Origin of the sequence: Acinetobacter sp. YH12251 (assembly GCF_013417465.1) — a bacterium.
Lineage (GTDB): Bacteria > Pseudomonadota > Gammaproteobacteria > Pseudomonadales > Moraxellaceae > Acinetobacter > Acinetobacter amyesii.
In genome coordinates this window covers 399,904-424,585 of record NZ_VPDZ01000002.1, presented here as the reverse complement: position 1 = coordinate 424,585, position 24,682 = coordinate 399,904, and the positions used below count along the sequence as shown (strand labels likewise).

At 40.1% G+C, this 24,682-nt stretch carries 23 protein-coding genes; 16 read left to right on the top strand and 7 right to left on the bottom strand.

Features of this window, described 5'->3' with window-relative positions:
- Window positions 1-94: 94 nt before the first annotated feature.
- Window positions 95-610, top strand: a complete 516-nt coding sequence (locus FTV27_RS02740; protein ID WP_180077009.1) for a pyridoxamine 5'-phosphate oxidase family protein — start codon at window positions 95-97, stop codon at window positions 608-610.
- A 162-nt stretch (window positions 611-772) separates the two neighbouring features.
- On the opposite strand, the gene FTV27_RS02735 is transcribed toward FTV27_RS02740, so the two are convergent.
- The 4 genes from FTV27_RS02735 to FTV27_RS02720 form a co-directional block, all read right to left on the bottom strand.
- Window positions 773-2,416 carry an AMP-binding protein gene (locus tag FTV27_RS02735; RefSeq protein ID WP_180077008.1) on the bottom strand — a complete coding sequence of 548 codons (1,644 nt, stop codon included), beginning with the start codon at window positions 2,414-2,416 and terminating at the stop codon, window positions 773-775.
- Between the two features lie 310 nt (window positions 2,417-2,726).
- The gene (locus FTV27_RS02730) at window positions 2,727-3,863 is read right to left on the bottom strand and encodes an acyl-CoA dehydrogenase family protein (protein WP_180077007.1); all 1,137 of its coding nucleotides are present in this window, start codon (window positions 3,861-3,863) and stop codon (window positions 2,727-2,729) included.
- 39 nt (window positions 3,864-3,902) lie between these two features.
- Window positions 3,903-4,121: a hypothetical protein gene (locus tag FTV27_RS02725; protein WP_180077006.1), complete on the bottom strand. Its 219-nt coding sequence runs from the start codon at window positions 4,119-4,121 to the stop codon at window positions 3,903-3,905.
- A 60-nt stretch (window positions 4,122-4,181) separates the two neighbouring features.
- A complete protein-coding gene (locus FTV27_RS02720) occupies window positions 4,182-4,952 on the bottom strand; it encodes a 3-hydroxyacyl-CoA dehydrogenase (protein ID WP_180077005.1) in 771 nt (256 codons plus the stop codon).
- 141 nt (window positions 4,953-5,093) lie between these two features.
- Here FTV27_RS02720 and FTV27_RS02715 point away from each other — a divergent pair, with 141 nt between their 5' ends.
- From FTV27_RS02715 to FTV27_RS02700, 4 genes are all read left to right on the top strand, one after another.
- Window positions 5,094-6,128, top strand: coding sequence for an AraC family transcriptional regulator (locus tag FTV27_RS02715; protein WP_180077004.1), 1,035 nt, complete (start codon window positions 5,094-5,096; stop codon window positions 6,126-6,128).
- A 199-nt stretch (window positions 6,129-6,327) separates the two neighbouring features.
- Complete coding sequence (locus tag FTV27_RS02710) at window positions 6,328-6,681, top strand: hypothetical protein (RefSeq protein WP_111884287.1); 354 nt, start codon at window positions 6,328-6,330, stop codon at window positions 6,679-6,681.
- 314 nt (window positions 6,682-6,995) lie between these two features.
- Window positions 6,996-7,964, top strand: a complete 969-nt coding sequence (locus FTV27_RS02705; protein WP_078194005.1) for an aliphatic sulfonate ABC transporter substrate-binding protein — start codon at window positions 6,996-6,998, stop codon at window positions 7,962-7,964.
- Window positions 7,965-8,034: 70 nt separating this feature from the next.
- Window positions 8,035-8,796: an ABC transporter permease gene (locus tag FTV27_RS02700; RefSeq protein WP_373687141.1), complete on the top strand. Its 762-nt coding sequence runs from the start codon at window positions 8,035-8,037 to the stop codon at window positions 8,794-8,796.
- A gap of 100 nt (window positions 8,797-8,896) precedes the next feature.
- On the opposite strand, the gene prmC is transcribed toward FTV27_RS02700, so the two are convergent.
- Both prmC and prfA read right to left on the bottom strand, forming a co-directional pair.
- The gene (gene prmC, locus FTV27_RS02695; RefSeq protein WP_180077002.1) at window positions 8,897-9,715 is read right to left on the bottom strand and encodes a peptide chain release factor N(5)-glutamine methyltransferase; all 819 of its coding nucleotides are present in this window, start codon (window positions 9,713-9,715) and stop codon (window positions 8,897-8,899) included.
- On the bottom strand, window positions 9,715-10,803 hold the full coding sequence (prfA, locus tag FTV27_RS02690; RefSeq protein WP_078188570.1) for a peptide chain release factor 1: 1,089 nt from the start codon (window positions 10,801-10,803) through the stop codon (window positions 9,715-9,717). Before prfA ends, prmC begins: the two co-directional genes overlap by 1 nt.
- Before the next feature lie 368 nt (window positions 10,804-11,171).
- Here prfA and FTV27_RS02685 point away from each other — a divergent pair, with 368 nt between their 5' ends.
- From FTV27_RS02685 to FTV27_RS02665, 5 genes are all read left to right on the top strand, one after another.
- Window positions 11,172-11,600, top strand: a complete 429-nt coding sequence (locus FTV27_RS02685) for a glycine zipper domain-containing protein (RefSeq protein WP_078193959.1) — start codon at window positions 11,172-11,174, stop codon at window positions 11,598-11,600.
- Between the two features lie 289 nt (window positions 11,601-11,889).
- Window positions 11,890-12,417 (top strand): hypothetical protein, encoded by a 528-nt coding sequence (locus tag FTV27_RS02680; protein ID WP_168377731.1) that lies wholly within the window; start codon window positions 11,890-11,892, stop codon window positions 12,415-12,417.
- Window positions 12,418-12,596: 179 nt separating this feature from the next.
- On the top strand, window positions 12,597-13,604 hold the full coding sequence (locus tag FTV27_RS02675) for an LLM class flavin-dependent oxidoreductase (protein ID WP_180077001.1): 1,008 nt from the start codon (window positions 12,597-12,599) through the stop codon (window positions 13,602-13,604).
- Window positions 13,605-13,837: 233 nt separating this feature from the next.
- Window positions 13,838-14,314: an inner membrane protein YiaA gene (gene yiaA / locus FTV27_RS02670; protein WP_180007913.1), complete on the top strand. Its 477-nt coding sequence runs from the start codon at window positions 13,838-13,840 to the stop codon at window positions 14,312-14,314.
- A gap of 263 nt (window positions 14,315-14,577) precedes the next feature.
- Window positions 14,578-15,150, top strand: a complete 573-nt coding sequence (locus tag FTV27_RS02665) for a flavoprotein (protein WP_180077000.1) — start codon at window positions 14,578-14,580, stop codon at window positions 15,148-15,150.
- Between the two features lie 981 nt (window positions 15,151-16,131).
- Here FTV27_RS02665 and FTV27_RS02660 read toward each other — a convergent pair.
- Window positions 16,132-16,968 carry a pyruvate, water dikinase regulatory protein gene (locus FTV27_RS02660; RefSeq protein ID WP_078193964.1) on the bottom strand — a complete coding sequence of 279 codons (837 nt, stop codon included), beginning with the start codon at window positions 16,966-16,968 and terminating at the stop codon, window positions 16,132-16,134.
- 153 nt (window positions 16,969-17,121) lie between these two features.
- Between FTV27_RS02660 and ppsA the strand changes: the two genes are divergently transcribed.
- The 6 genes from ppsA (at window position 17,122) to FTV27_RS02630 (ending at window position 24,677) form a co-directional block, all read left to right on the top strand.
- Window positions 17,122-19,500, top strand: a complete 2,379-nt coding sequence (ppsA, locus tag FTV27_RS02655; RefSeq protein ID WP_078193965.1) for a phosphoenolpyruvate synthase — start codon at window positions 17,122-17,124, stop codon at window positions 19,498-19,500.
- 82 nt (window positions 19,501-19,582) lie between these two features.
- Window positions 19,583-20,365, top strand: coding sequence for an RDD family protein (locus FTV27_RS02650; RefSeq protein WP_180076999.1), 783 nt, complete (start codon window positions 19,583-19,585; stop codon window positions 20,363-20,365).
- Window positions 20,366-20,666: 301 nt separating this feature from the next.
- Window positions 20,667-21,734, top strand: a complete 1,068-nt coding sequence (gene cyoA, locus FTV27_RS02645; protein WP_078193967.1) for a ubiquinol oxidase subunit II — start codon at window positions 20,667-20,669, stop codon at window positions 21,732-21,734.
- 3 nt (window positions 21,735-21,737) lie between these two features.
- Entirely contained in the window at window positions 21,738-23,726 is a 1,989-nt protein-coding gene (gene cyoB / locus FTV27_RS02640; RefSeq protein ID WP_078193968.1) for a cytochrome o ubiquinol oxidase subunit I, read from the top strand.
- 4 nt (window positions 23,727-23,730) lie between these two features.
- Window positions 23,731-24,351, top strand: a complete 621-nt coding sequence (cyoC, locus tag FTV27_RS02635) for a cytochrome o ubiquinol oxidase subunit III (protein WP_078188581.1) — start codon at window positions 23,731-23,733, stop codon at window positions 24,349-24,351.
- Window positions 24,351-24,677: a cytochrome o ubiquinol oxidase subunit IV gene (locus FTV27_RS02630; RefSeq protein WP_078188582.1), complete on the top strand. Its 327-nt coding sequence runs from the start codon at window positions 24,351-24,353 to the stop codon at window positions 24,675-24,677. The genes cyoC and FTV27_RS02630 overlap by 1 nt, the downstream gene beginning before the upstream one ends.
- The last annotated feature ends 5 nt before the right edge of the window (window positions 24,678-24,682 follow it).

Below are 24,682 nucleotides of genomic sequence, written 5' to 3'. Positions count from 1 at the left end.
AACTTATGACCTAACACACATTATTCAAATACTTTGTGCTCAGTCATATTTACCCCTTTACCCCAAAGTGATTACTTAAAAGTGGAGAATAAAAATGTCACAAGAATACGTTGAACAAGATCAGCGACAAAAATTATGGGAACTCATTAAAGACGTGCGTTTCACCATGATTAGCCATGTCACTGACAAGCAAGAAATTCATTCTCAACCTATGACTATGCTTAATTCTGATAAGATGAATGAGCATGAAAATATCTATTTTCTTATGAAAGAAAACAATGACCTTGTAGAGGCAGTCAATGCAGGTCGTAATCATCTTGGATTAGCATTAGCTAAACCTTCAGACGATATTTATGTATCAATTAGTGCTCATGGAGAAATCAGTACAGATGCGACCCTAATCGATAAATTATGGAATCCTTGGGCTGAAAACTGGTTCGATGGCAAGACTGATCCTACTGTTCGCGTTTTGATAGCTAATGCTATTAGTGCAGAATTCTGGAATGTCAAAGACAATAAAGTCACCCATTTATTCAAAGTTTTGAAGGGCAATTTAACGGGTAAAACTCAAGAACTTGATACTGAACATAATACCCTGAACTTAAAATAAATGATTTTATTGATTTGAATTAATGCTTTAATTTTAGGTTAATTTGGATTGTCCCACAGTTACTCAAGTGCATATATGATCTCGAATGAATGGTTTCACCAGCTCAAACATCAATTTAAAAAAGGCTGCATCAAGCAGCCTTTTTTGCGTATATAAATTGATTCAACTTACCTTTTGAATTAATTGCGCTTTGGCCACTTCTTGTTGCTTCAATAAATTACGTTGGATTTTTCCACTCGATGTTTTAGGCAACCCATCCACAAATTCAATTTCTTTTGGATAAGCATGCTTGGATAAGCGAGATCGTACATAGGCTTGTAGTTTATCCATGAGTTCAGAACTTGCTTGATATTGTGGTTTCAATACCACAAAAGCTTTGACCAATTCAGTTCGCTCAGGATCAGGCTTACCAACAACTGCCGACTCTAAAACCTCTTCACACTCTAATAATGTGCTTTCCACATCGAAAGGCCCTACACGATAGCCTGACGTTGTAATGACATCGTCTGCACGACCTACAAAATCAATGCCGCCTTCTTCGTTTAAACGAACGGTATCACCGGTTAAATAGTAGTTCCCGACAAAGGCTTTACGATTATTGCCACCATAGCCTGTGAACCACATGAGTGGAGATTGCGACCAGTCTAATGCCAATGTTCCAATGCCACCACGTTCAATTTCTTGATAGTCTTTATTAAGCACCGCGAAACGATGGCCCGGTATAGCAAAACCGGCTGAACCCACTTTTTTGTAGTGTTCTAAAGCGTGATGATTTGCAATCACCATACCGAGTTCTGTTTGCCCATATTGGTCATAAATATTGACGTTTAAATCGTGATTAAACCATTGAATCACTTCGGGCGTTAGTGGCTCTCCTGCACTACTCACAACCCGTAAATGTGATTTTAGGGATGCGTCAAATTTTTCTTTGAAGCCAAAGAACATACGAAAAGCCGTTGGTGAACCAGTCAAATTACTGACTTTATATTTTTTGATGACTTGAAGTGCATGATCAACACTAAAAGCACGTTCATCCATAATAATACTGTGTCCTAAACTTAATGGCCCTGCAATTCCATAGTACAAACCATAAGCCCAACCCGGATCTGCCAAATTCCAAAATGAATCTTCATCACGCAAATCAACCGCATGTGTCATATACCCTTTAAATGCCAATAACGCTTTGTGTGGCACAGGTACAGACTTGGCCAAACCGGTCGTTCCCGATGTAAACATCATTAAAAATTCATCGTCAAATGAACGTGGTACTGAGTTATATGTGGTGTCATGAAGTTGCAGCTCTGACCAAAAGTCAGGATCTGTCTGAATTGCTTGATCGGCATGCACGGTTAAAATATGTGGTAAATCAATATGATTGAGTTTTGATCGTTGCTCAGTGTTGGTTACAATCAGCTTTGTTCCCGCAGTTTGCAGCCGATGCTCAATCGCTTTGGACTCAAATGCCGTAAACAAAGGCTGATAAATTGCCCCTATACGCCATGTTGCCAATACGGTGATCAATAACTCTGCAGTACGGGGTAATAGACCTGCAATGCAATCACCTGCTTTTAGCCCAATGCGCTGATAATAATTTGCCAATTGTGCAGAAGCTAAATCTAATTGCTCAAAAGTCCATTGTTCAGATTCACCATTTTTACCTTCCCAGATCAGTGCAGTTCGATTTTGCCCAACATAGCGCCCACAACATTCATCATAAGCATTGATTGAACTTGGCGTACCGACCAATTGTTCTGCAACCATTTTTTCAAAATTAAAATCACGATATGCTTGTTCTAGTGTCTTCATGACGACAATTCCTATCCTGTTCTCTATGATTCAAAGTGCAAGACTTTGAGGTTTATTGATCTTGTTGTTGTACCGCTGCGTACTAGTGACGATTCCTTTGCCACATCCGCTTTTACTGCTTTTCTATACACCGATTGCAATGTCGGCTTTTTAGTTTTGAAACTTATACTCTTCGACAATCTATTCGTAAATTACCTATTCTTAGACTGTCTATACCTAGATAACCATGTTTGGATGTGCCCTGCAATTTCCATAAGCATCAACGCCATTGCAGGGTTTGAACATCGACTAAAGTCTATTTTTTAACCTTTCACCCTTTGGTGACTTCACGTGCAATCACCAGCCGCTGAATGTCCGATGCACCTTCATAGATTTGACTGACACGCACATCACGATAAATTCTTTCTACTGGAAAATCAGATACATAACCATAACCCCCATGGATCTGAATCGCATCTGAACACACCCGTTCAGCCATCGTCGATGCAAAAAGTTTCGCCATCGAGGCTTCTTTTAAACATGGAAAACCTGCATCTTTTAACGTCGCTGCATGGAAAATCAATTGGCGAGCCGCCTCAATTTGGGTAGCCATATCCGCGAGGCGAAATGCCACGGCCTGATGCTGTACAATCTCTACGCCGAATGCCTTGCGTTCATTGGCATATTCAACGGCTGCATCTAATGCTGCTCGTGCCATACCCACAGACTGCGCAGCAATACCAATTCGACCTGACTCTAAGTTCGATAAGGCAATTTTATAGCCTTCCCCCTCTTGGCCTAAAAGACTATCCGCAGGAATACGACAGTCATCTAAAACAATAGTTGCTGTATCGGAACAATGCTGACCCATTTTGTCTTCTAATCGCGATACGATATAACCCGGCACATCCGTTGGTACTAAAAAGCACGAAATCCCTTTTTTACCTGCAGACTTATCCGTTACCGCAAAAACCAAGGCTACTTGGGCATGCTTTCCTGTGGTAATAAATTGCTTGGTGCCATTTAACACCCACTCATCACCATCACGCTCCGCTTTACATTCCAACGCACTCGCATCTGAACCCACTTGTGGTTCTGTTAGGCAAAAACAACCTAACCATTCGCCAGTGGCTAATTTTTTTAAGTATTTTTCTTTTTGTGCTTCAGTACCATAACGCTGCGTAATGCCACATGGCAGGGAGTTTTGTACGCTAACAATTGTGGAAATCGCACCATCACCTGCAGCAATTTCTTCTAAGGCAACAACCAAAGACACATAGTCTAAACCTGCACCACCCCATTCGTCCGAAACCGTCATGCCTAAAGCACCCAGCTCACCAAGTTCCTTTAGCTCTTGTTCAGGAAATGCTGCCGTTTTATCACGCTCTGCAGCCGTCGGTTTCAGTTTTTCTTGCGAATAGCTTCGCATCATGTCCTGAACCATTTTTTGTTCATCATTTAAAATCATGAGACTTCCTTTTCTAAATCTTTTATAGCGCGTATAGCTTTAAATTTTGGATAACTGCGGAATTAAAAATACTTTGGCTGTATAAAGCAAAGTTGGATACACGCCGACGTCATTTGCAACTGTCTGAGGCAGGACGCCATTAATCTCTAATGTTTCTGTAATCGGTAAATCAATAAATACTTGATGACGAGTTTTACAAATGACTATGGTTTTGGTTACTTTTGCCGAAACAAAAGTAACGAGATAAGCTACTGTCAACGAAGTTATTCTCGATCAGACTCCGTCGTAGAAGCCTGAATAAGCAGTTTTAATAAATAACTATTTAGGCTGCATACGGATCGCGCCATCAAGACGTATCACTTCACCATTGAGATAGGCATTTTCAAAAATATGTGTCACTAATTTTGCAAACTCTTGTGGTTTTGCTAAACGTGGTGGGAAAGGCACCATTTGCCCCAAAGCATCTTGTACATTTTGTGCTAAGCCTTTGAGCATCGGCGTTTCCATAATACCCGGAGCAATGGTCATCACACGGATTGATTCACGTGCAAGCTCACGTGCAAGAGGTAATGTCATTGCAACCACTGCCCCTTTGGATGCTGCATAAGCCGACTGACCAATTTGACCATCGAAAGCCGCAACCGACGCCGTATTCACAATCACGCCACGCTCTTCTTCACCCGCTTTTAATTCATATTTAGCAATCAGTTGTGCCGCATAGCGCAGCATATTGAATGTACCTGAAACATTTATATTTAATACTTTTTGGAACATCGCCAAATCATGTAATCCGTCACGACCTAAAACTTTTGCAGAGGGTGCGATACCTGCGCAGTTCACTAAGCCATTAAGTTGACCAAATTCCGCTTCAACTTGTGCAAAGAAAGCGCTTACCGCTTGTTCATCGGTAACATCCAATTGAACAAATTTTGCATGATCACCGAGTTGACGTTGCATTGCTTCGCCATGCTCATGATTCATATCCACAATAATCACTTTGGCACCCAAGCCAATCAGATGTGTTGCTGTCGCAGCGCCTAAACCCGATGCACCACCGGTCACGACGAAAACTTTTCCTTTAATGTCCATAGCATTTCCCTATTTATGATGTCTTGTTTTAAATTCGACTTAAGATGCAGAGTAAACAGAGAATTTATTCAGTACAATTTCCAAATGTTGCATCTTTTCTGATGTATTTGGACAATTCTGAACAAGGACCTATCCGAACATATGCCGAAGCATGGACTCGAATACAGTAAAGGGACGATTTCTATCGACTTGGTGCATGAAGCATTACACGATGCGCAAAAAAAGCACTTTGATATTTCTGCTATTTTGCATAAGTCTGGTATACCCTCAGAGTTACTGCTATCGCGTAAAACCAGAGTTTCTGTTTCTCAATATGCAGCTTTATGGACTCATCTTGCAGATGTGATGGATGATGAATTTTTTGGCATGGATCGGCATGCCATGCGACGTGGTAGTTTTAAGCTACTGTCGAAAATGGTCATGCACAACAGCACCGTGGGTGATGCACTCAAGCAAATCCTACAATTTTTAAATCTGGTTTTAGATGACTTGCATAGTGACTTAACCATTGAAGATCACTTCGCTTATATCGTGATCTATGACCAACAAGCGCCTAAACGCATGTTCAGCTATGCAACATATTTGATGCTCATCCACACGCTACTGTGCTGGCTAAGTGGTCAACGGATTTTATTAAACCAAATCCAATTTAAATGTGATGCACCTATTGATGATCACGACTACAAAGTTCGCTTCTGTGAAAATATTCATTACCAAGCCAGTCAAAACTACATACAGCTCGATGCCAGTTATTTAAGTCTACCAATCAAGCAAGACACACGTTCGTGGTATCAATTCTTACAACAAACACCTGAAAACCTTTTGGTACGCTTTAAAAACCCGTATGCGCTCAGCAGCCAAATTCGTAAACAACTGTTAGACGTTCCTCCTGCCGAATGGTTAGAGTTTTATGAGTTGGCGGTCAAAATGAATATGTCGGAAGCCACAATGCATCGCCGTCTTAAAAGTGAAGGTGTGAGTTATCAACAACTCAAAAATGATATCCGACGAGATACCGCCATCGATTTTTTAACCCATACCGATAAAAGCTTACAAGATATCAGTGAAGAACTGAATTTTCATGATCCGAGTGCTTTTCATCGGGCTTTTAAAAAATGGACAGGCGTCAGTCCCGGTGCATATCGACAAAATAATGCGCCTGAATTCAAGGCCTAAAATTTGATATTCGCTATTTATAAATTGAATATTCATCTAATTAATAGAAAATCAATAACTTAAAAATATTCAATAAATAGACTGACCATTCATCCTTGAACGATTGCTACTTTAGTCTAATTAGGTTATTTTTCACTCAATTTAAAGCACTTTGCTTATTTTTTTCTAATTCTCCTGCATCTCCTTGAAAGGCTTTCCTATGCTTAAGATGATTGATGTTCTTGAACAACAACTTGTTCAAAACTTTTCAGATTCTCTTTTCACTCAGATTGACGCAATTGATGACCTGTTTCATGAACAGCTTAAAACTGTCGCAGATATCGATTTGCAAAATTTAATCTCACAATTTTTTAGCACTGAAAATGCAGTTGAAGTTGCTCATGCGCTGGATATTCAAGCGGATGACATTGAAGCAATTCAAGCGGGTGCAAATCTAAAAGATGAAAATTTAGTGAGTGCAACTGCAAAAATTATTGCTTACTGTCTTGCAGTAGAAACAGCAGCTTTAGAACAAGTTGAAGTTTTCGATAGCTTACAAGATTACCCAATGTAAGTATTGATCACATATAAAAAGCAGCGAGAGCTGCTTTTTTATTGGAAAAGTTATTTTAAGTCTGTAATTCACTATAATTTTTGAATATTCTTTACACTAAAATATCTAAGCATTTTTCATGCAAGTTTACACATTAATTTATATAACGAAATTTCATCACAATTAAATCCAATAAAGTATTTTAAATCAAATACCTATATTTGATTTATACGCTTATCTCGATTTCTATTATTCTTAGCATTTATTCTGTTTTGTTTCTGAAATATTTCCGTCGTATCTATGTGCTCATAATTCAACACTTGATTGTGAACGATATGACTTCCCTATTTAAAAGCTCAAAACTAATTTTTTCTACGCTGACATTCAGCCTATTCAGTAGCTCTATCTTTGCTGCTATTCCTTCGACACTTAAACTGGATTATGCCTACTATGCACCGACCAGTTTAGTGGTGAAGGAACAAAAACTCTTAGAAAAAGCATTACCCAAAACACAAATTAAATGGGTCTTTAGCCAAGGTAGTAATCGCTCACTCGAATATCTCAATAGTGGCAGTGTGGATTTTGCCTCAACAGCAGGACTTGCAGCCGTTTTGAGTCGTGCCAATGGCAGTCCGATTAAAACCGTATATATACAGTCACAGCCTGAATGGACGGCATTGCTTGTGGCAAAAAACTCTCCGATTAAAAGTCTGAAAGACCTCAAAGGCAAAAAAATTGCAGCGACCAAAGGAACCGATCCATTCATGTTTACATTGCAGTCGTTGGAAACAGTCGGCCTCAATAAACGTGATGTGCAATTGGTACATTTACAACATCCTGATGGAAAAACAGCTTTAGAACGTGGTCAAGTCGATGCATGGGCGGGATTAGATCCACTCATGGCATCGGCACAGGTACAATCAGGCGCGCGTTTACTTTATCGAAATGTGGGTTTTAACAGCTATAGCGTTTTAAGTACCAAACAACAATTTAGCCAGCAAAGTCCTGAAGCCGTTGAAGCTGTGATTAAAGCCTATGAACAAGCACGACAATGGGCCAAAGCCAATCCAGATAAATTAGCCGAATTATTAGCACGTGAGTCCAAGCTTCCATTGGCTGTTGCCAAGCTTCAGTTGAGTCGTACCAACTTTGATCAAAATATCCCAACAGCTAAACACATTGCGGCCTTAAAGAAATCTGGCACGATTTTGACTGAAGAAGATTTAGTTCGTAAAGGAACCAATGTCAATCAAGTCATTGACCAACTTTTTGAAGCACGTTATGCGAAAAAGGTTGTGAAATAACATGTCATCATCACTGACTCAACCCAAAATCGATACAGCGGTTTCGACCGCTTCCGATTCATCAAACCATATAAAACCCAAGTTGATCTTGATTTTAAAAGGTCTTGCTCTACCTGTGGTTTTATTGCTGCTATGTGAAATCTTGGTCAAAAATGGTGTTATCGAACCGTATCTACTCCCCGCTCCGAGTAGTCTTTGGCAGTCATTTATAGAGTTATCTGAAGGTGAACTTTGGCAGCATATCTGGACCAGTACTTGGCGGGTATTTTTAGGCTTTTTTATTGGTAGCGGACTTGCTCTGATTTTTGCACTCTTAGTCGGTTTGAACAAACAAGCCGAAGCATTTTTGGAACCTACATTTTCAGCAATTAAATCTATCCCTAGTTTGGCATGGATTCCCTTACTGCTCTTATGGTTAGGTATTGATGAATCATCAAAAATCACCCTCATTGCCATAGGTGCTTTTTTCCCGACCTATACCAATACCGTTGCAGCGATTCAAGGTGTAGACCGAAAACTTGTTGAAGTTGCTCAAGTTTATCGTTTGAAATATTTGATGCAGATTCGTGAAATTATTTTACCTGCAGCATCGCCGGGTATACTTACAGGCTTACGCAATAGTTTAAGTTTGGCATGGATGTTTATGATTGCAGCAGAGCTGATTGCAGCCACGCAAGGTATTGGCTATTTGCTCAGTGATGGTCGTGAAACCTCACGTCCAGATATCGTGATTATTGCGATTATTCTATTGGCGCTCTTAGGGAAAATCACCGATAGCCTGATGAAATATCTAGAACAATATCTATTGCGTTGGCGTGATGTGGTGAAGTAACGTATTTTTCCACACTTGCAAATATTCACATGTGAATTGAAAAACAAAAAATAAAGCGCATTCAATGCGCTTTATTTTTGACTATTTCTCTAACACCAAATCAGTGTTGCCACTGGCCTAAACTGACACGGTCATTGCCACCATAATCTTTTACAGTCCGAACATTTCGATAACCAGCTTGTAAGAACAAATGTCTGACTGCTTCCCCTTGGTCATAACCATGTTCGAGCACCACCCAACCATTCACGGTTAAATGTTTTTTGGCTTGAAGAATGATTTGCTCAAGATCTGCAAGCCCATGATTGTCTGCAACCAAAGCACGTTCAGGCTCTGTCGCCAAATCCTTCATGTGTACATCATCAGCATCGATATACGGCGGATTTGACACAATTACATCAAAGAAAGCACGACCAAAGGGTTTCAACCAAGAACCTAAGACAAACTGCACATGTTCAAGATCATGCTTTTTGGCATTAAACTCAGCAACTTCCAATGTAGGTTCGTAAATATCTGAAGCCACAATTGACCAATCTGGACGTTCACTGGCTAATGACAATGCTACAGCACCAGTTCCTGTTCCTAAATCCACCACACGAGCATCTTCAGGAAGTTCTAAACGCAGTACAGTTTCAACAAGTACTTCCGTATCAGGACGTGGCACCAAAGTGTCTTTAGTCACTTTTAAGTCTAGCGTCCAAAATGGCTGAGAACCTGTGACATAAGCCAAAGGCTCACCTGCTGCAATACGTGCAAGTGATGCGACATATTGTTGTTCTTGCTCAGCTGTTAATTCTTGATCCTTTTTCATGATTAAATCAAAAGAATCAATCTTGATGATATGCTCTAACAACCACGCATTTTCCTGACGTTCATAACTTTCAGGTTCCCCACGATAGGCCAAAGCCTCTGCAATATTCATTAGCCACCATTCTGCTGTGCTAATAACGCCAACTGATCGGCTTGATATTCACGATGCAAACTATCTAGCAATTCAGTCAAATCACCTTCCATCACTGCATCCAACTTATACAGTGTTAGGTTAATACGATGATCAGTCATACGACCTTGTGGATAGTTATAGGTACGAATACGCTCAGAACGGTCACCAGAACCCACCAAGTCACGACGCATTTCAGACGTCGCGGCATCTGCCGCTGCGCGTTTGGCATTTTCTAAACGAGAAACCAACAGCGCCATCGCTTTGGCTTTGTTTTTATGCTGTGAACGTTCGTCCTGACATTCTACAACTGTACCCGTTGGAATATGGGTAATACGTACAGCAGAGTCAGTTTTGTTAATGTGCTGACCACCCGCACCAGATGCACGATAGGTATCGATACGTAATTCTGAAGGATTAATTTCAACACTGGTGTCTACATCAATTTCCGGCAAAATCGCAACAGTACATGCCGAAGTATGAACACGACCTTGTGACTCTGTTGCAGGAACACGCTGTACACGATGTGCACCACTTTCAAATTTCAAACGACCATATACGCCTTCACCATTGATGAGGCAAATCACTTCTTTATAACCGCCATGTTCGCCGTCATTTTCAGACAGCACTTCAATACGCCAACCTTGTGATTCAGCATATTTACTGTACATTCGATACAAGTCACCAGAGAAAATTGCAGCTTCATCACCACCTGTTCCGGCACGAATTTCTAAATAAGCAGAGTTCGCATCATTCGGATCTTTTGGAATCATCAGAATGTTTAAGTCTGCTTCAAGCTGACCGATCAAAGCTTTATTTTCTTTGATTTCCTCAACGGCCATCTCTTTAAAATCTGGATCCGTCATCATTACTTCAGCAGTCTCAATATCTTCTTCAGCTTGACGGTATTTTTTCCAAACTTCAGTGATTTCAGATAAATCACTATGCTCACGTGACAACTGACGGAAACGTTTGTTGTCTGAAATGACTTCTACATCTGCGAGTAATGCATTTAATTCTTCGTGACGGTCAGAGAGCTGATCTAATCGTAAACGTAACGATTCTTTCATTTTTCAAAAAATCTCAATACACAGGCTCTACCGCTAAACTTTCACGGATATGCCAAAATTCAAAATAATGGCGCTAGTGTACCGAGAATGGGTCTGAAATGACATAATTATTGTTTTTTGGCCTATCTATGAGCCTGAATATCAAAGTGTGAACTTCATCACTCCTACCTTTCTCCACAAAGTCGTACAGATTTTCTGCATTCGACCATTTTTTTCACAATATTAATAAAACTTATACAAACTAGACACTCAAATCACCAAATAAAGAGAAAGCTCTCCATATTTATAGCGAATAGTTTTGTTACATTTACTGCCATCGAAATGATTATGAAAAAGTCCTCGCGTTTATGAAGGACATGGAGTGAACTATGAAACTGAATACTCTTTTAATGACAGCCACTCTAGCAACTGCTTCTATGTTCACTGTGTCTGCAAATGCAGATAGTACAACACGCGTTGCTGCAGCTAGTGCATTAGGTAGTGTTGCAGGTACTGCAATTGGTAAAAACATGGGCGGTAATACCGGCGCTACAATTGGTGCAGCTCTTGGTGGTGCTGGTGGTGCTGCGGTAGCAAGTAATAAACGCAACCGTACAGAATCTGCTATCGGCGGTGCTTTAGGTGGTGGTACAGGTTATACTGTTGGTAAAAGCATGGGCGGTACAAACGGTGGTTACATCGGCTCTGCACTAGGTGCTGCTGGTGGTGCTGCTCTAGGTAATAAAATCTCTAAAGATAAAGCTTACGACAAACACCAAGAACGTAAATACAAAAAACGTTACCGTCGTCGTCACTAATTCAAAATTAGTGAGTCCTTATTGAATAGTGAAAATAGCACCTTCGGGTGCTTTTTTTATGTATCGCCTTTTTTCAAATGATAAAGACAACTTTATTTATTGCTCCTGATAAATATTTAGATTTGCCTTCCCTCCAACCAAGTCATCAATCATGTAGAAATAAAGTGCAAAATTTACATTGCAGCAACGGAACACGTATTTTATTTCACAACACGCTCCAAATATTCGCTATGTGTTTTCATATATTGATATCAACAGATAAACATCATGCTTCGTAAGGAGTTTAAAAATGAAAATTAATAAAATTCTATTCAGTGCAGCAATTGCCGCTTCAGCACTTACTATGACTGCAACACATGCAGGTAATAGCACCAATACTGCATTAACATCTGCTTTAGGTGGTGTTGTTGGTGCAGCAATCGGTAACCAAGTTGGCGGCCAAACTGGCGCAATGATTGGTTCAGCAATTGGTGGCGGTGCAGGTGCAGCAGCATCGGCAAACAAACGTGACCGTAATGGTGCCATCATCGGTGGTGCACTTGGTGGCGCAGGTGGTTATACCGTAGGTAAAAACATGGGCGGCACAAACGGTGGTTATATCGGTGCTGCACTTGGTTCAGCCGGTGGTTCTGCACTAGGTAAAAAAGTGTCTGAAGACCGTCGCTATGATGACCGTTATAATGGTCGTTATGATGATCGCTATGACCGTCGTTATAACAACCGTGGCTATCGTACCAATAATTATAGCTACAACGACCGAGGCTACCGTGGAGACAATGGTCGTCACTTAGGTTGGTACAAAAACGGTAAACGTTAATCGATATATTTCAATGGAAAAAAATCAGCACCTTCGGGTGCTTTTTTTGTATATAAAAAAAGTTTAGATATATCTAAAGTTGTCTTTTCACACCGCCCCACGACCATATCGAGTTTATTCGATATACATTAGGCTTTTTATATCGTATTATTTCGATATAAAGATCTCTGAGAGAAAACATGCGTACTCTAGCCGATACAAAATTTTCAATACTTGAACTCGCACCTGTTCGAGATGATAAAACCATCGAATTTTCACTCAAACATGCACTCCAGTTAGCGCAGAGAGCAGAAGAGCTTGGCTATGAACGTCTATGGTTAGCCGAACACCACAATATGGACGGCATCGCAAGTTCTGCAACTGCGGTTTTACTCGGTTATCTCTTAGCAAATACACAATCCATCAAGCTCGGTTCAGGCGGGATTATGTTGCCCAACCATGCGCCTTTAGTTGTCGCTGAACAATTTGGCACACTTGAAACGTTATATCCCGGCCGTATTGAACTCGGTTTAGGTCGCGCACCAGGTACTGACCAAACCACCATGCGCGCTTTACGCCGTGGCCGTCAGGAAACCGAAGATCAATTTCCACAAGATGTCCTTGAGATATTGCAATACTTTAAAGCACCTGAGCCACAGCAGCGCATCATTGCTACACCGGGACAAAATACACATGTTCCTGTATGGCTTTTAGGTTCAAGTCTTTTCAGTGCACAACTCGCTGCACGTTTAGGTCTACCCTATTCATTTGCTTCACATTTCGCACCACGCATGCTTGGACAAGCAATTCAGCTCTATCGTGAAAATTTCCAAGCATCCGAATATTTAGATCAACCTTATGTGTCTATGGGCGTACCAACGGTTGTTGCTGAAACAGATGAAGAAGCAGAATATCTAGCAACGAGTGCTTACCAACGGGTTTTAGGTTTAATGCGCGGTCAAAGTTTAAAACTCAAGGCTCCAGTCGACAGTATGCAAGGCTTATGGTCTGCTGCAGAAAAGCTGTCTGTTGATAATTTCTACGCTATGGGACAAGTCGGTTCAAATGCAACTGTTCGAACAGGTTTAGAAAACCTACTCACCAAATATGACGTTGATGAGTTTATTTTCACCTGCGACATTTACGATACCGATAAGCGCATTGAAAACTTCGAGCGTTTAATGCAAATCAAAAATGATCTCGCTTAAGACTCTAAACTTAATGATCTAATCCAAGCGTTTAATCCGTCTAAAGGTAGAATTGTGATTGCGTCTTTTGTGGCTCTTTAGACGGATAGCAGTCAACAGATAATATGGTTTCGGCTAACAACGACCAAACCTGTACTTAAAAACCATCATTGCCTCAACGAAATAATTGCTTTACTCATTTTTATTGCTGTATAAATATTACACATAAGCAAAACAAAGAGAAAAATAAGCAGATGAGCCAATATATTAATAAACCCACACCCGCATTTATCGCAGCAAGTTGGTGTGCACTGATCTTAGGCGCTGTGGTGTTTTGCATAGGTTTATTCAATGCAAATATGATGTTGAATGAAAAAGGCTTTTATCTCATTTTATTGCTTTATGGATTATTTTCATCGGTTTCACTACAAAAAATCATTCGTGACCGTTTAGAAGGAATGCATGTCACTGCAATCTACTTTGGACTGTGCTGGGCATCCGTCATTATTTGCCTCGTACTTCTTGCCATTGGTCTATGGAATGCTGAACTGGCATTAAGTGAAAAAGGTTTTTACATGATGGCTTTCCTAATGAGTCTGTTTGGTGCAGTTGCTGTACAAAAAAATATTCGTGATATGGACTATTTACGTACACATACCGACCAACCCGAACTTAAACATTCAACCACGAGTCAGCTTGACTATAACTCATCAGATGATGAACCACTTTAAAACTCACAAAATTTATAGATCTCAAAAGCTGTTCATGCAGGTCGCTCGTTGTTTTATCGATCTACTTGAGCGGTTAATGAACTACAACGCATAAAAAAATCAGTTCAATCCTAGAAATGTATAAATGACAAGGGCCAAGCAAATCAATTCTAGACAAATTGTATGACTCATCAGACTGAAAAAACGCTTTACCCCGACTGGCCCATCACAGAATATATTCCTATCTAAGACTCAACTAAAAAAACAAAAGACAAGGAATAAATATGGCCAACAAGCAGGATGCAACCCACCATATTTTTAATAATCATCTAGAGGATTTTGAACACTTTCGTGGAACGATCATCAGTTCAGAACAGATCAAAGATTATGATTTTAAGAATCAAAAAATCGCCATTATTGGGATAGATCAGCATGTGGTCTCTGAATTACATCATCTATGTCAGGTTGCAGATAACATCATGGTCTATCAAATCAAACCGCAATTTGTTTTACCACGCACCGAACGTCTACTGAATAAATTAATCCAGCACCCACTGATTGCAAAAAATCGACGTTTATTTAGCAATCGTATTAAGAGTATTTTGGCGATTCGCTTTTTAGAAGATCAAGTGCCGAACCATTGGTTAAGACATTTACTCAGTCCAAATACCGCAATTCAGAACAAAACCTTCCTAAAATCTGATCATTATTATGCAGCATTACAGCAGCCAAACTGCATCTTAAATACTTGGCCAATTGCGAATATTCAGAATAATTCAATCACGGCTTTAGATGAGCATACGTTTGAGTGTGATGTCATTGTGCGCAGCGAACCTAACCAGCCTAAAGAAAAGTAATTACAATGAAATGATTTTCACATGACATTTACTAAAATTTATCCAGTTGATCAAAACTCACAACACCAATAGCCATCTCTGGTGGCTTTTGGTAGATCCCCTACTTTATTGAATACTTTCATTCGATAAGGCGAAGGATTCTTAAAAATCCATAAATGAAAATAGCTTTATCAGCTCTATTGCATAAATCATGCATCAGCACTACACCTGTAGATAGAGCGAGTTTATAGAGGTGTAACTTTGAAATAATTATGATCAATATAGCTATAAGAAGATTAGTCAAACCAATAATTTTTTCAGTGCTTATTTTTTTACACAGCTCTATTTACTCCTTAACTGTAAGTTGAAAAATTTATATTGATGCTTATGTTCAACCGATATTTACCTATATTGTTATCTATATTTAATAGGAAAATAACAGATTGAAATCCAGTTTAAATATCAATTTATATCGGAGTTTAGAGCCTGAATGTTATTAATTTGACTATTTTTCACCCACATCAATTAAATAAATGGTGCCATTTTTTTATATTTAGTATCCAAAAGCAACTGTTTGATTATTTTTTATTCTATTTTTTGCCTATTTTTTTAGCAGTTAAATCAGTATTTTTTGAAAAGTTGATTAAATATTAAACTAAATCAGCTAAATCTTGTATTTACACAACTCATATCAAGAGGATTATTCAGGCTTAATTCATAGATAAAAATACAACAAAACACGGATTCTTTTAAAAGATTCATGCTGTCAATTTGGCGATATTTTATAAATTTCCATCCAAAGAAATTTATCGAATTGGTACACAAATGAATGCAAAAATTGCTTAAAATTTAAGTCTAAATATTGAGGAAAATTTTCATCAATATCTTAAATATTTATCATTCATTAAAAGTATGACAAACCAGAAATTAATACTATTTTTATATAATTTATACGGTAATTTATTATTATCAGAAGAGCCACCAAAGTGGCTCAATTTACACTTAACCAATGCGACGCTTCAGTCCGGTCATTTGTAAAACACGTGTTGAAATTTCTTCAATCGACATTTCAGACACGTTTAAGTATTTGATTCCCTCAGAAATATAAATACCTTCAATCGCACGTAGTTCCATTTGGCACTGACTAAAACTTGCATAACGACTATTGGCCTTACGCTCTGAACGAATTGCTACAAGGCGCTCTGCATCAATCATCAAGCCAAACAACTTATGTTTGTGCTCACGTAAAACTGCAGGTAAACGGTTGTCATCCAAATCTTCTTCTGTCAAAGGATAATTAGCTACACGAATACCAAATTGCAAAGAGAGATAGATGGAAGTTGGTGTTTTACCCGAACGTGATACTCCAATTAAAATCAAATCGGCTTTATCATAATGACGAGTACGTGCCCCATCATCGTTATCTAAAGCAAAATGCACCGCATCAATACGTGCTTTATAAGACTCAGAATCTGTAACTGCATGGGTTTGACCGACTAAAGTCGTAGGAGCTGTACCCAACTCGTCCGACAATTTACTAATAAGCCCTTCAAAAACATCAAGATTTATCGCATTTGCAGTATTAATAATGTCACGTACATACGGGTCTACAAGGGTATCAAACACCAAAGGCTTTTGACCGTCTTGCTGCGCTCTAAGATTGATCTCTGCAACCACATTTGTAGCTGCTTCTTCAGAGGTAATATATGGAATAATATGAATGTCAAAATCTACATGAGGGAACTGGGCTAACAGTGAGTGTCCAAGTGTTTCTGCGGTAATCGCGGTACCATCCGAAACAAAGAAAACACTACGCTGAATCTGTTTACCTTCTGACATTAAAATTCTCCTCCAAAATTTGTCTTAGTGCTATATAATCTTTATAGTAAACCATCTTACATGACTGTCACTTAGTAAATTTAGAATGCTAAGTAATTTGTTATAATTTCATGCCAAGATAGTGATTAATACTGCAAAAGTGGAGTAACAACTTTGGAAGCGCGCGTAATTGGTCTAGAAAAATTAGGGAAACACGACGTAGAACTCGTGGGTGGTAAAAACTCATCATTAGGTGAAATGATCAGCCATCTAGCAAATGCTGGTGTATCTGTTCCTGGTGGTTTTGCTACTACAGCTCAAGCATATCGTGAATTCCTCGAGCAAAGTGGCCTAAACGCTAAAATTAACGCTGAACTTGCTGCACTCAATGTTGACGATGTAAATGCACTTGCTGAAACCGGTGCAAAAATCCGTCAATGGATTGTAGACACTCCGCTTACTGCTGAACTTGAAAAAGAAATTCGTGAGGCTTTCACAGCTCTTTCAAACGGCAACCCTGATATCGCGGTTGCCGTTCGCTCATCTGCAACAGCAGAAGACTTACCAGATGCTTCATTTGCTGGCCAACAAGAAACTTTCTTGAACATTCGTGGTATCGACAACGTCCTTATTGCGATTAAAGAAGTATTTGCTTCACTTTATAACGACCGCGCAATTTCTTACCGTGTACACCAAAACTTCGCACATGACGTTGTTGCGTTATCTGCTGGTGTTCAACGTATGGTTCGCTCTGAAACAGGTGCTGCTGGTGTAATGTTTACACTAGATACAGAATCTGGTTTCCGCGACGCAGTTTTCATCACAGCTTCTTATGGCTTGGGTGAAATGGTTGTACAAGGTGCTGTTAACCCTGACGAATTCTATGTATCTAAACCACTTTTAAATGCAGGCAAACACGCTGTATTACGCCGTAACCTTGGCTCTAAACACCAAAAAATGATTTATGGTGAAGAAGGCGCTGCAGGTAAGTCAGTGGTTGTTGTAGACGTTGAAAAAGCAGATCGCCAACAATTCGCTTTAAATGACCACGAACTTCAAGAACTTGCTAAACAAGCATTGATCATTGAAAACCATTACGGTTCAGCAATGGACATCGAATGGGCGAAAGATGGCGATGATGGCCAAATCTATATCGTTCAAGCACGTCCTGAAACTGTGAAGAGCCGCCAAAACGTAGGCACAATGGAGCGTTACCTGCTTAAACAAAAAGGTAATGTGATTTGTGAAGGTCGTTCAATCGGTCAACGTATTGGTTCTGGTCGCGTTCGTATCGTGACTTCGATCAAAGAAATGGACAAAGTTCAAGACGGCGACGTACTTGTATCTGACATGACTGACCCAGATTGGGAACCAGTAATGAAACGTGCAGCTGCGATTGTCACTAACCGTGGTGGCCGTACTTGTCACGCTGCGATTATTGCACGTGAGCTTGGTGTTCCTGCAATCGTAGGTTGTGGTAATGCGACTGAAGTATTGACTGACGGTCAAGAAGTGACTGTTTCTTGTGCTGAAGGTGACACAGGCTTTATTTACGAAGGTGCTTTGGACTTTGAAATCCAACGTAATTCTATCGAATCTATGCCTAAACTTCCGTTCAAAATTATGATGAACGTAGGTAACCCTGACCGCGCATTTGACTTTGCTCAAATTCCTAACGAAGGTGTTGGTCTTGCTCGTCTTGAGTTCATCATCAACCGTATGATCGGCGTACATCCTAAAGCATTGCTTAATATTGACAGCCTACCACGTGAAACTCGTGCTGCTGTAATGTCACGTACTGCGGGTTATGCATCTCCTATCGAATTCTATGTTGAAAAACTAGTTGAAGGTATTTCTACACTTGCTGCAGCGTTTGCTGACAAACCAGTGATTGTTCGTATGTCTGACTTTAAGTCAAACGAATATGCAAACTTAATCGGTGGTAAGTTATACGAACCTGAAGAAGAAAACCCAATGCTTGGCTTCCGTGGTGCAAGCCGTTATGTGTCTGACAATTTCCGTGACTGCTTCGAACTTGAATGCCGCGCACTGAAAAAAGCACGTGACGAAATGGGCTTAACGAACATTCAAATCATGATTCCTTTCGTACGTACTGTTGCTGAAGCGAAACGTGTTATTGAATTGTTAGCGCTTAACGGTCTTAAACGTGGTGAAAACGGTCTTAAAGTGATCATGATGTGTGAACTTCCAACTAACGCATTATTGGCTGAACAGTTCCTTGAACACTTCGACGGTTTCTCTATCGGTTCTAACGACTTAACTCAGTTAACACTCGGTCTAGACCGTGACTCTGGTATCGTTTCTCACCTATTTGATGAACGTGATCCAGCCGTTAAAGCACTTCTTTCTATGGCAATCCATGCTTGTCGTAAAGCTGGCAAATACGTAGGTATTTGTGGTCAAGGCCCTTCAGATCACCCTGACCTAGCTAAATGGTTAATGGAACAAGGCATTGAGTCTGTTTCGCTTAACCCAGACTCAGTATTAGACACTTGGTTCTTCCTTTCTGAAGAAAAAGCTCAACAAGCTTAATAAACTGTGTTAAAAAAAGACCCACATGTGGGTCTTTTTTTTTATTTATACTTTTACAGACGTTTTTTGAGATTTTAGTTTTATGCAGATTTACTTGGCACGAAATAACCAACAAGCTGGTCCCTATACCTTAGAACAACTTAACCAAATGCTCGCGAGCCAACAAGTGTTACTCACGGACTTGGTTTGGCACCAAGGTATGACCGAATGGAAAGCTTTGGGTGAACTCACTCAAGGTCAGTTGGTTTATATGCCTGCAGGTTATATAGCACCGATAGCATTCGAATCAAATCAAACTACAACTACGCCATCAAATACCTATACACAACCTCAGGCTGTACAATTGCAAACAAGCCTAGCCAGTATTCCTAAACGTGTTTTGGCTAAGATCGTTGATTTACTGCTTTGGATACCTGCTACTTTTATCTTAACGGCATTTTTTAATCCAAGTGAAAAGACACAATTTGCCAATCTAAATGAACAGTTTATGCAAGCTGTGATGACCCCAAATGCAGACCCTAATGTTTTACAAGCACTACAAACACAAATGGTTGAGATGTTTCCCAACCAAGCTTGGATTGCAATGTTTGCTTACCTCTTCATTATGCTTTTCATTCAAGCGTATTTGATTGCTAAATCTGGTCAAAGTATTGGTAAAAAAATCACCAAAATTAAAATCGTAGATGCTGAAACCAGCCAACCTGTAAACCTCATGCGTGGCTTCACTTTACGTAGTGTTTTATTTATTTTTCTGAACTTTTTATCGATGCCTTTAAGTGCAATCATTGATTCCGTTTTTATTTTCGGCAAAAAGCGTCAAACTTTGCATGACAAGTTAGCAAAAACCAAGGTAATAAACCAATAACTTTCACTTTTATTGAGGGATGAATTTCTCATCCCTTTTTTGTGCATTACATTGAAATTAAAAAAAAATTCAGATAAAAAAAACACAATCCCGACCAACAAAATAGGGTTTTAATACAGTCATTTAAAGCATCTTTATGTATAGCTTAGTTTGCCGATATCAGGCATAATGCCCTACAACGTAGCGGTGTCACATCATTGTGAACTTTTTTTCATATCTGAAAAATCACAATCATGCGACACTTTATTCGCTATCCCAATTTTAAAAATTAGGGAATGGGACTCTTCACCGAGGTTGTAAAATGAGACAAACAATTTTAGCTGTATTGTCTTTATCTGCGATCGCTGCACTCTTAACTGGGTGTGGTGGTGATATGGTACTTCTAAACTCAAAAGGTCCAGTTGCTGAAGGTCAGTCAAACCTCATGCTTACTGCGATCTACCTAATGTTGTTGGTAGTTATTCCATCAGCACTTATGGCTCTTTGGTTTGGTTGGAAATATCGCGCGTCAAATAAAGATGCAGACTATGCACCTACATGGGCACACTCGACTGCAATTGAAGTTGTAGTTTGGGGTATTCCCGTAATTATTATCGCTATTTTAGCTTGGTTAACTTGGTGGGGTTCCCACAAGTATGACCCTTACCGTCCACTCGAGTCAGATAAAGCTCCTTTAACTGTTCAAGTTATTGCTGAACAATTTAAATGGATCTTCATCTACCCTGAACAAGGCATCGCGACTGTCAACGAGATCCGCTTCCCTGAGAAAACTCCTGTAAGCCTTCGTTTAACATCTAACTTCACAATGAACTCATTTTTCATTCCGGCGTTAGGTGGTCAGATTTATGCTATGGCAGGTATGCAAACTCACTTGAACTTATTAGCTGATGAAACTAGTCCTGCTGAAGGCTTCCGTGGTTTCTCTTCTAACTATTCAGGTTATGGCTTCTCACAAATGCGCTTCCGTGCACATGCTGTGACTGATGCTCAGTTTGCTGAATGGGTTTCTGCTGTTAAAGCTGGTAATGGTTCTTCAGTTAATCCTGAAGCGGTTCAAAAAACTGTTTTAGACCAAGCTGAATTTGCAACCTTACGTGACGGCAACCGTTCTAAACACCAGATCGAAGTTTTAGTTGCCAAAGCAACTACTCCTGAAGAGAAGGCTCTAGCTGAAGCAATGAAGCCTTACCCTACTAAGCCACACCCAGTGACTTACTATTCTTCAGTTGAACCTAAATTGTTCGAATCAGTGATTAACAAATACATGAGCAACTACCACGGTGCTGATCATACAGCTACTGTTGGACACGAAGCTGCTGCTTCTGAAGCTCATGCAGGCGTTGAACATGCGACTGTTGCAGGGGAATAAGACATGAGCTTATTAGGTAAGTTAGGACCAGATGCAATTCCACACGACCCAATCGTGTTGGTTACTGTTGCAATGATGATCCTTGGCGGTATCGCAATTGTTGCTGGTATCACCTACTTTAAAAAATGGGGCTACTTGTGGAACGAATGGTTCACATCTGTAGACCATAAAAAAATTGGTATCATGTATATCCTCGTGTCAATTGTCATGCTTGTGCGTGGTTTTGCCGATGCGATTATGATGCGTCTTCAACTGTTCCTTGCAAAAGGTGGCGGTGAAGGTTACTTACACCCAGAACACTATGACCAGATCTTTACTGCCCATGGCGTAATCATGATCTTCTTCGTAGCAATGGGTCTAGTTGTTGGTTTAATGAACGTTGCTGTACCACTTCAAATTGGTGCACGTGACGTAGCATTTCCATTATTAAACTCTCTTAGCTTCTGGTTATTCGCCGGCGCTGCGGGCTTGATGATGGCTTCTCTTGCAATTGGTGAATTCGCTGCAACAGGTTGGATGGCTTACCCTCCACTTTCTGGCATCGAATACTCTCCAGGCGTAGGTGTAGACTACTATATCTGGGCACTTCAGGTTTCTGGTCTAGGTACGCTTCTTACTGGTGTTAACTTCTTCGTTACCATCATCAAAATGCGTGCGCCTGGCATGAAACTTATGGACATGCCTATTTTCACTTGGACTGCATTAGTTACTGTAGTGCTTATCGTTGCAACTTTCCCAGTTTTGACTGCGACTATTGCAATGCTTTCACTTGACCGTTACTTCGGCTTCCACTTCTTTACAAATGACATGGGTGGTAGCCCAATGTTATATGTAAACTTGATTTGGACTTGGGGTCACCCAGAAGTTTACATCTTGGTATTACCTGCTTTTGGTATTTACTCAGAAGTTACTGCTGTGTTCTCACGCAAAGCGTTGTTCGGCTACAAATCTATGGTGTACGCAACTGTAGCAATTGGTGTTCTTTCACTGGTTGTTTGGGTTCACCACTTCTTTACAATGGGTGCTGGTGCCAACGTTAACGCGTTCTTCGGTATCATGACCATGATCATTGCGATCCCAACTGGTGTGAAAATCTTCTCTTGGTTATTCACCATGTACAAGGGCCGCATCACCTATACAACTCCAATGCTTTGGACACTTGGCTTCCTTGTGACTTTCGGTATTGGTGGTTTAACAGGCGTATTAATGGCAGTTCCACCAGCGGACTTCTTAGTACACAACTCTTTATTCCTTATCGCTCACTTCCATAACGTAATTATTGGTGGTGTAGTGTTCGCGATGTTCGCGGGTATCATTTTCTACTGGCCAAAAATGTTTGGTTGGAAATTGAATGAAACTTGGGGTAAAGCAGCGTTCTGGTTCTGGTTCTTCGGTTTCTACTTTGCATTCATGCCACTTTATATCCTTGGTTTCATGGGTATGACTCGTCGTTTGAATACATATGACAACCCTGAATGGGATCCGTACTTAGCGATCGCTTTATTTGGTTCTGTATTGGTTGCTATCGGTATCTTCTGTTTTGTTATGCAAATCGTTGTTGGTTTCCTTCAACGCAAAGACAACATGGACGTTACTGGCGATATCTGGGATGGTCGTACTCTTGAGTGGGCTACTTCATCTCCTTCACCATTCTATAACTTTGCTTATCTTCCAAAGATCAATGGTATTGATACTTTCTGGACTGACAAAGAAAATGGTGTTGCTTACGCTAAGCCAACTACATACGAAGACATCCATATGCCTACAAACCGTGCGGCAGGTTTCGTAATTGCAATGTTTATTACAGTTATGGGCTTCGCATTAATCTGGCATATCTGGTGGTTAGTCGTTGTAACTTTCATTGCTTCAATTATCAGCTTCATCGTTTCTTCTTTCACTAAGAAAGTTGACTACTATGTTCCAGCTGCAGAAGTTGAACGTATTGAAAATGAACGCTACGCGCTTCTTGAAAAACATTTGAAGAAGGACTAAGACAATGGCTGAAGTACTTCATCACGACAACCACGGACATGACGAACATCATCATCACGATGATACTGACATCACTGTCTTTGGTTTCTGGACTTACTTGATGAGTGACTTGGTTCTTTTCGGGACACTCTTCATCGCGTTCGCTGTATTAAGTAGCCACGTTCCAGTGGGTACGCCAAGTGCACAAGAGCTGTTTGGTGAATCTTTAGGTTTCGTTTTAACTGAAACTTTCGCCCTTCTTATCTCTTCTGTAACTTTTGGTTTTGCTGTTCTTGCAGCATACAAGAAAAATGTTGGTCAAGTTTTAACTTGGTTAGCAGTTACTTGGGTATTTGGTGCAGCCTTCATTGGCATGGAACTTTATGAGTTCAATCATTTAGTTCATGCTGGTCATGGCCCAAGCACAAGTGCGTTTTTATCTGCGTTCTTTACTTTAGTTGGTACGCACGGTATTCACGTAACTTCTGGTTTGGTATGGATGCTTGTGTTGATGTTCCAAATCAAGAAATATGGTTTGACACTTCCAAACACTCGTCGTCTTGCTTGCCTAAGCTTGTTCTGGCACTTCCTTGACATCGTTTGGATCTGTGTATTCAGCGTTGTTTACTTGATGGGAGTTATCTAATGAGTCACGATCATAACTCTGCTGGTGCAGCTCACGGTAACGTTAAACAATATACAATCGGTTTTATCCTTTCTGTTCTACTTACCGTAATTCCATTCGGTATGGTAATGGCAGGTGGTTTTAGCCGTGGTCTATTGGTTGCCGTAATCGCGATTACTGCGGTTGCTCAGGTTCTTATTCAGTTAGTTTACTTCCTGCATATGAACTCTTCTTCAGAGCAACGCTGGAACGTGATTGCATTTGTTTATACAATCCTCACAATTGCTATCCTTTTAGTAGGTTCTGTGTGGATTATGAACTACCTTCACTTCAACATGATGATCTAAACTGG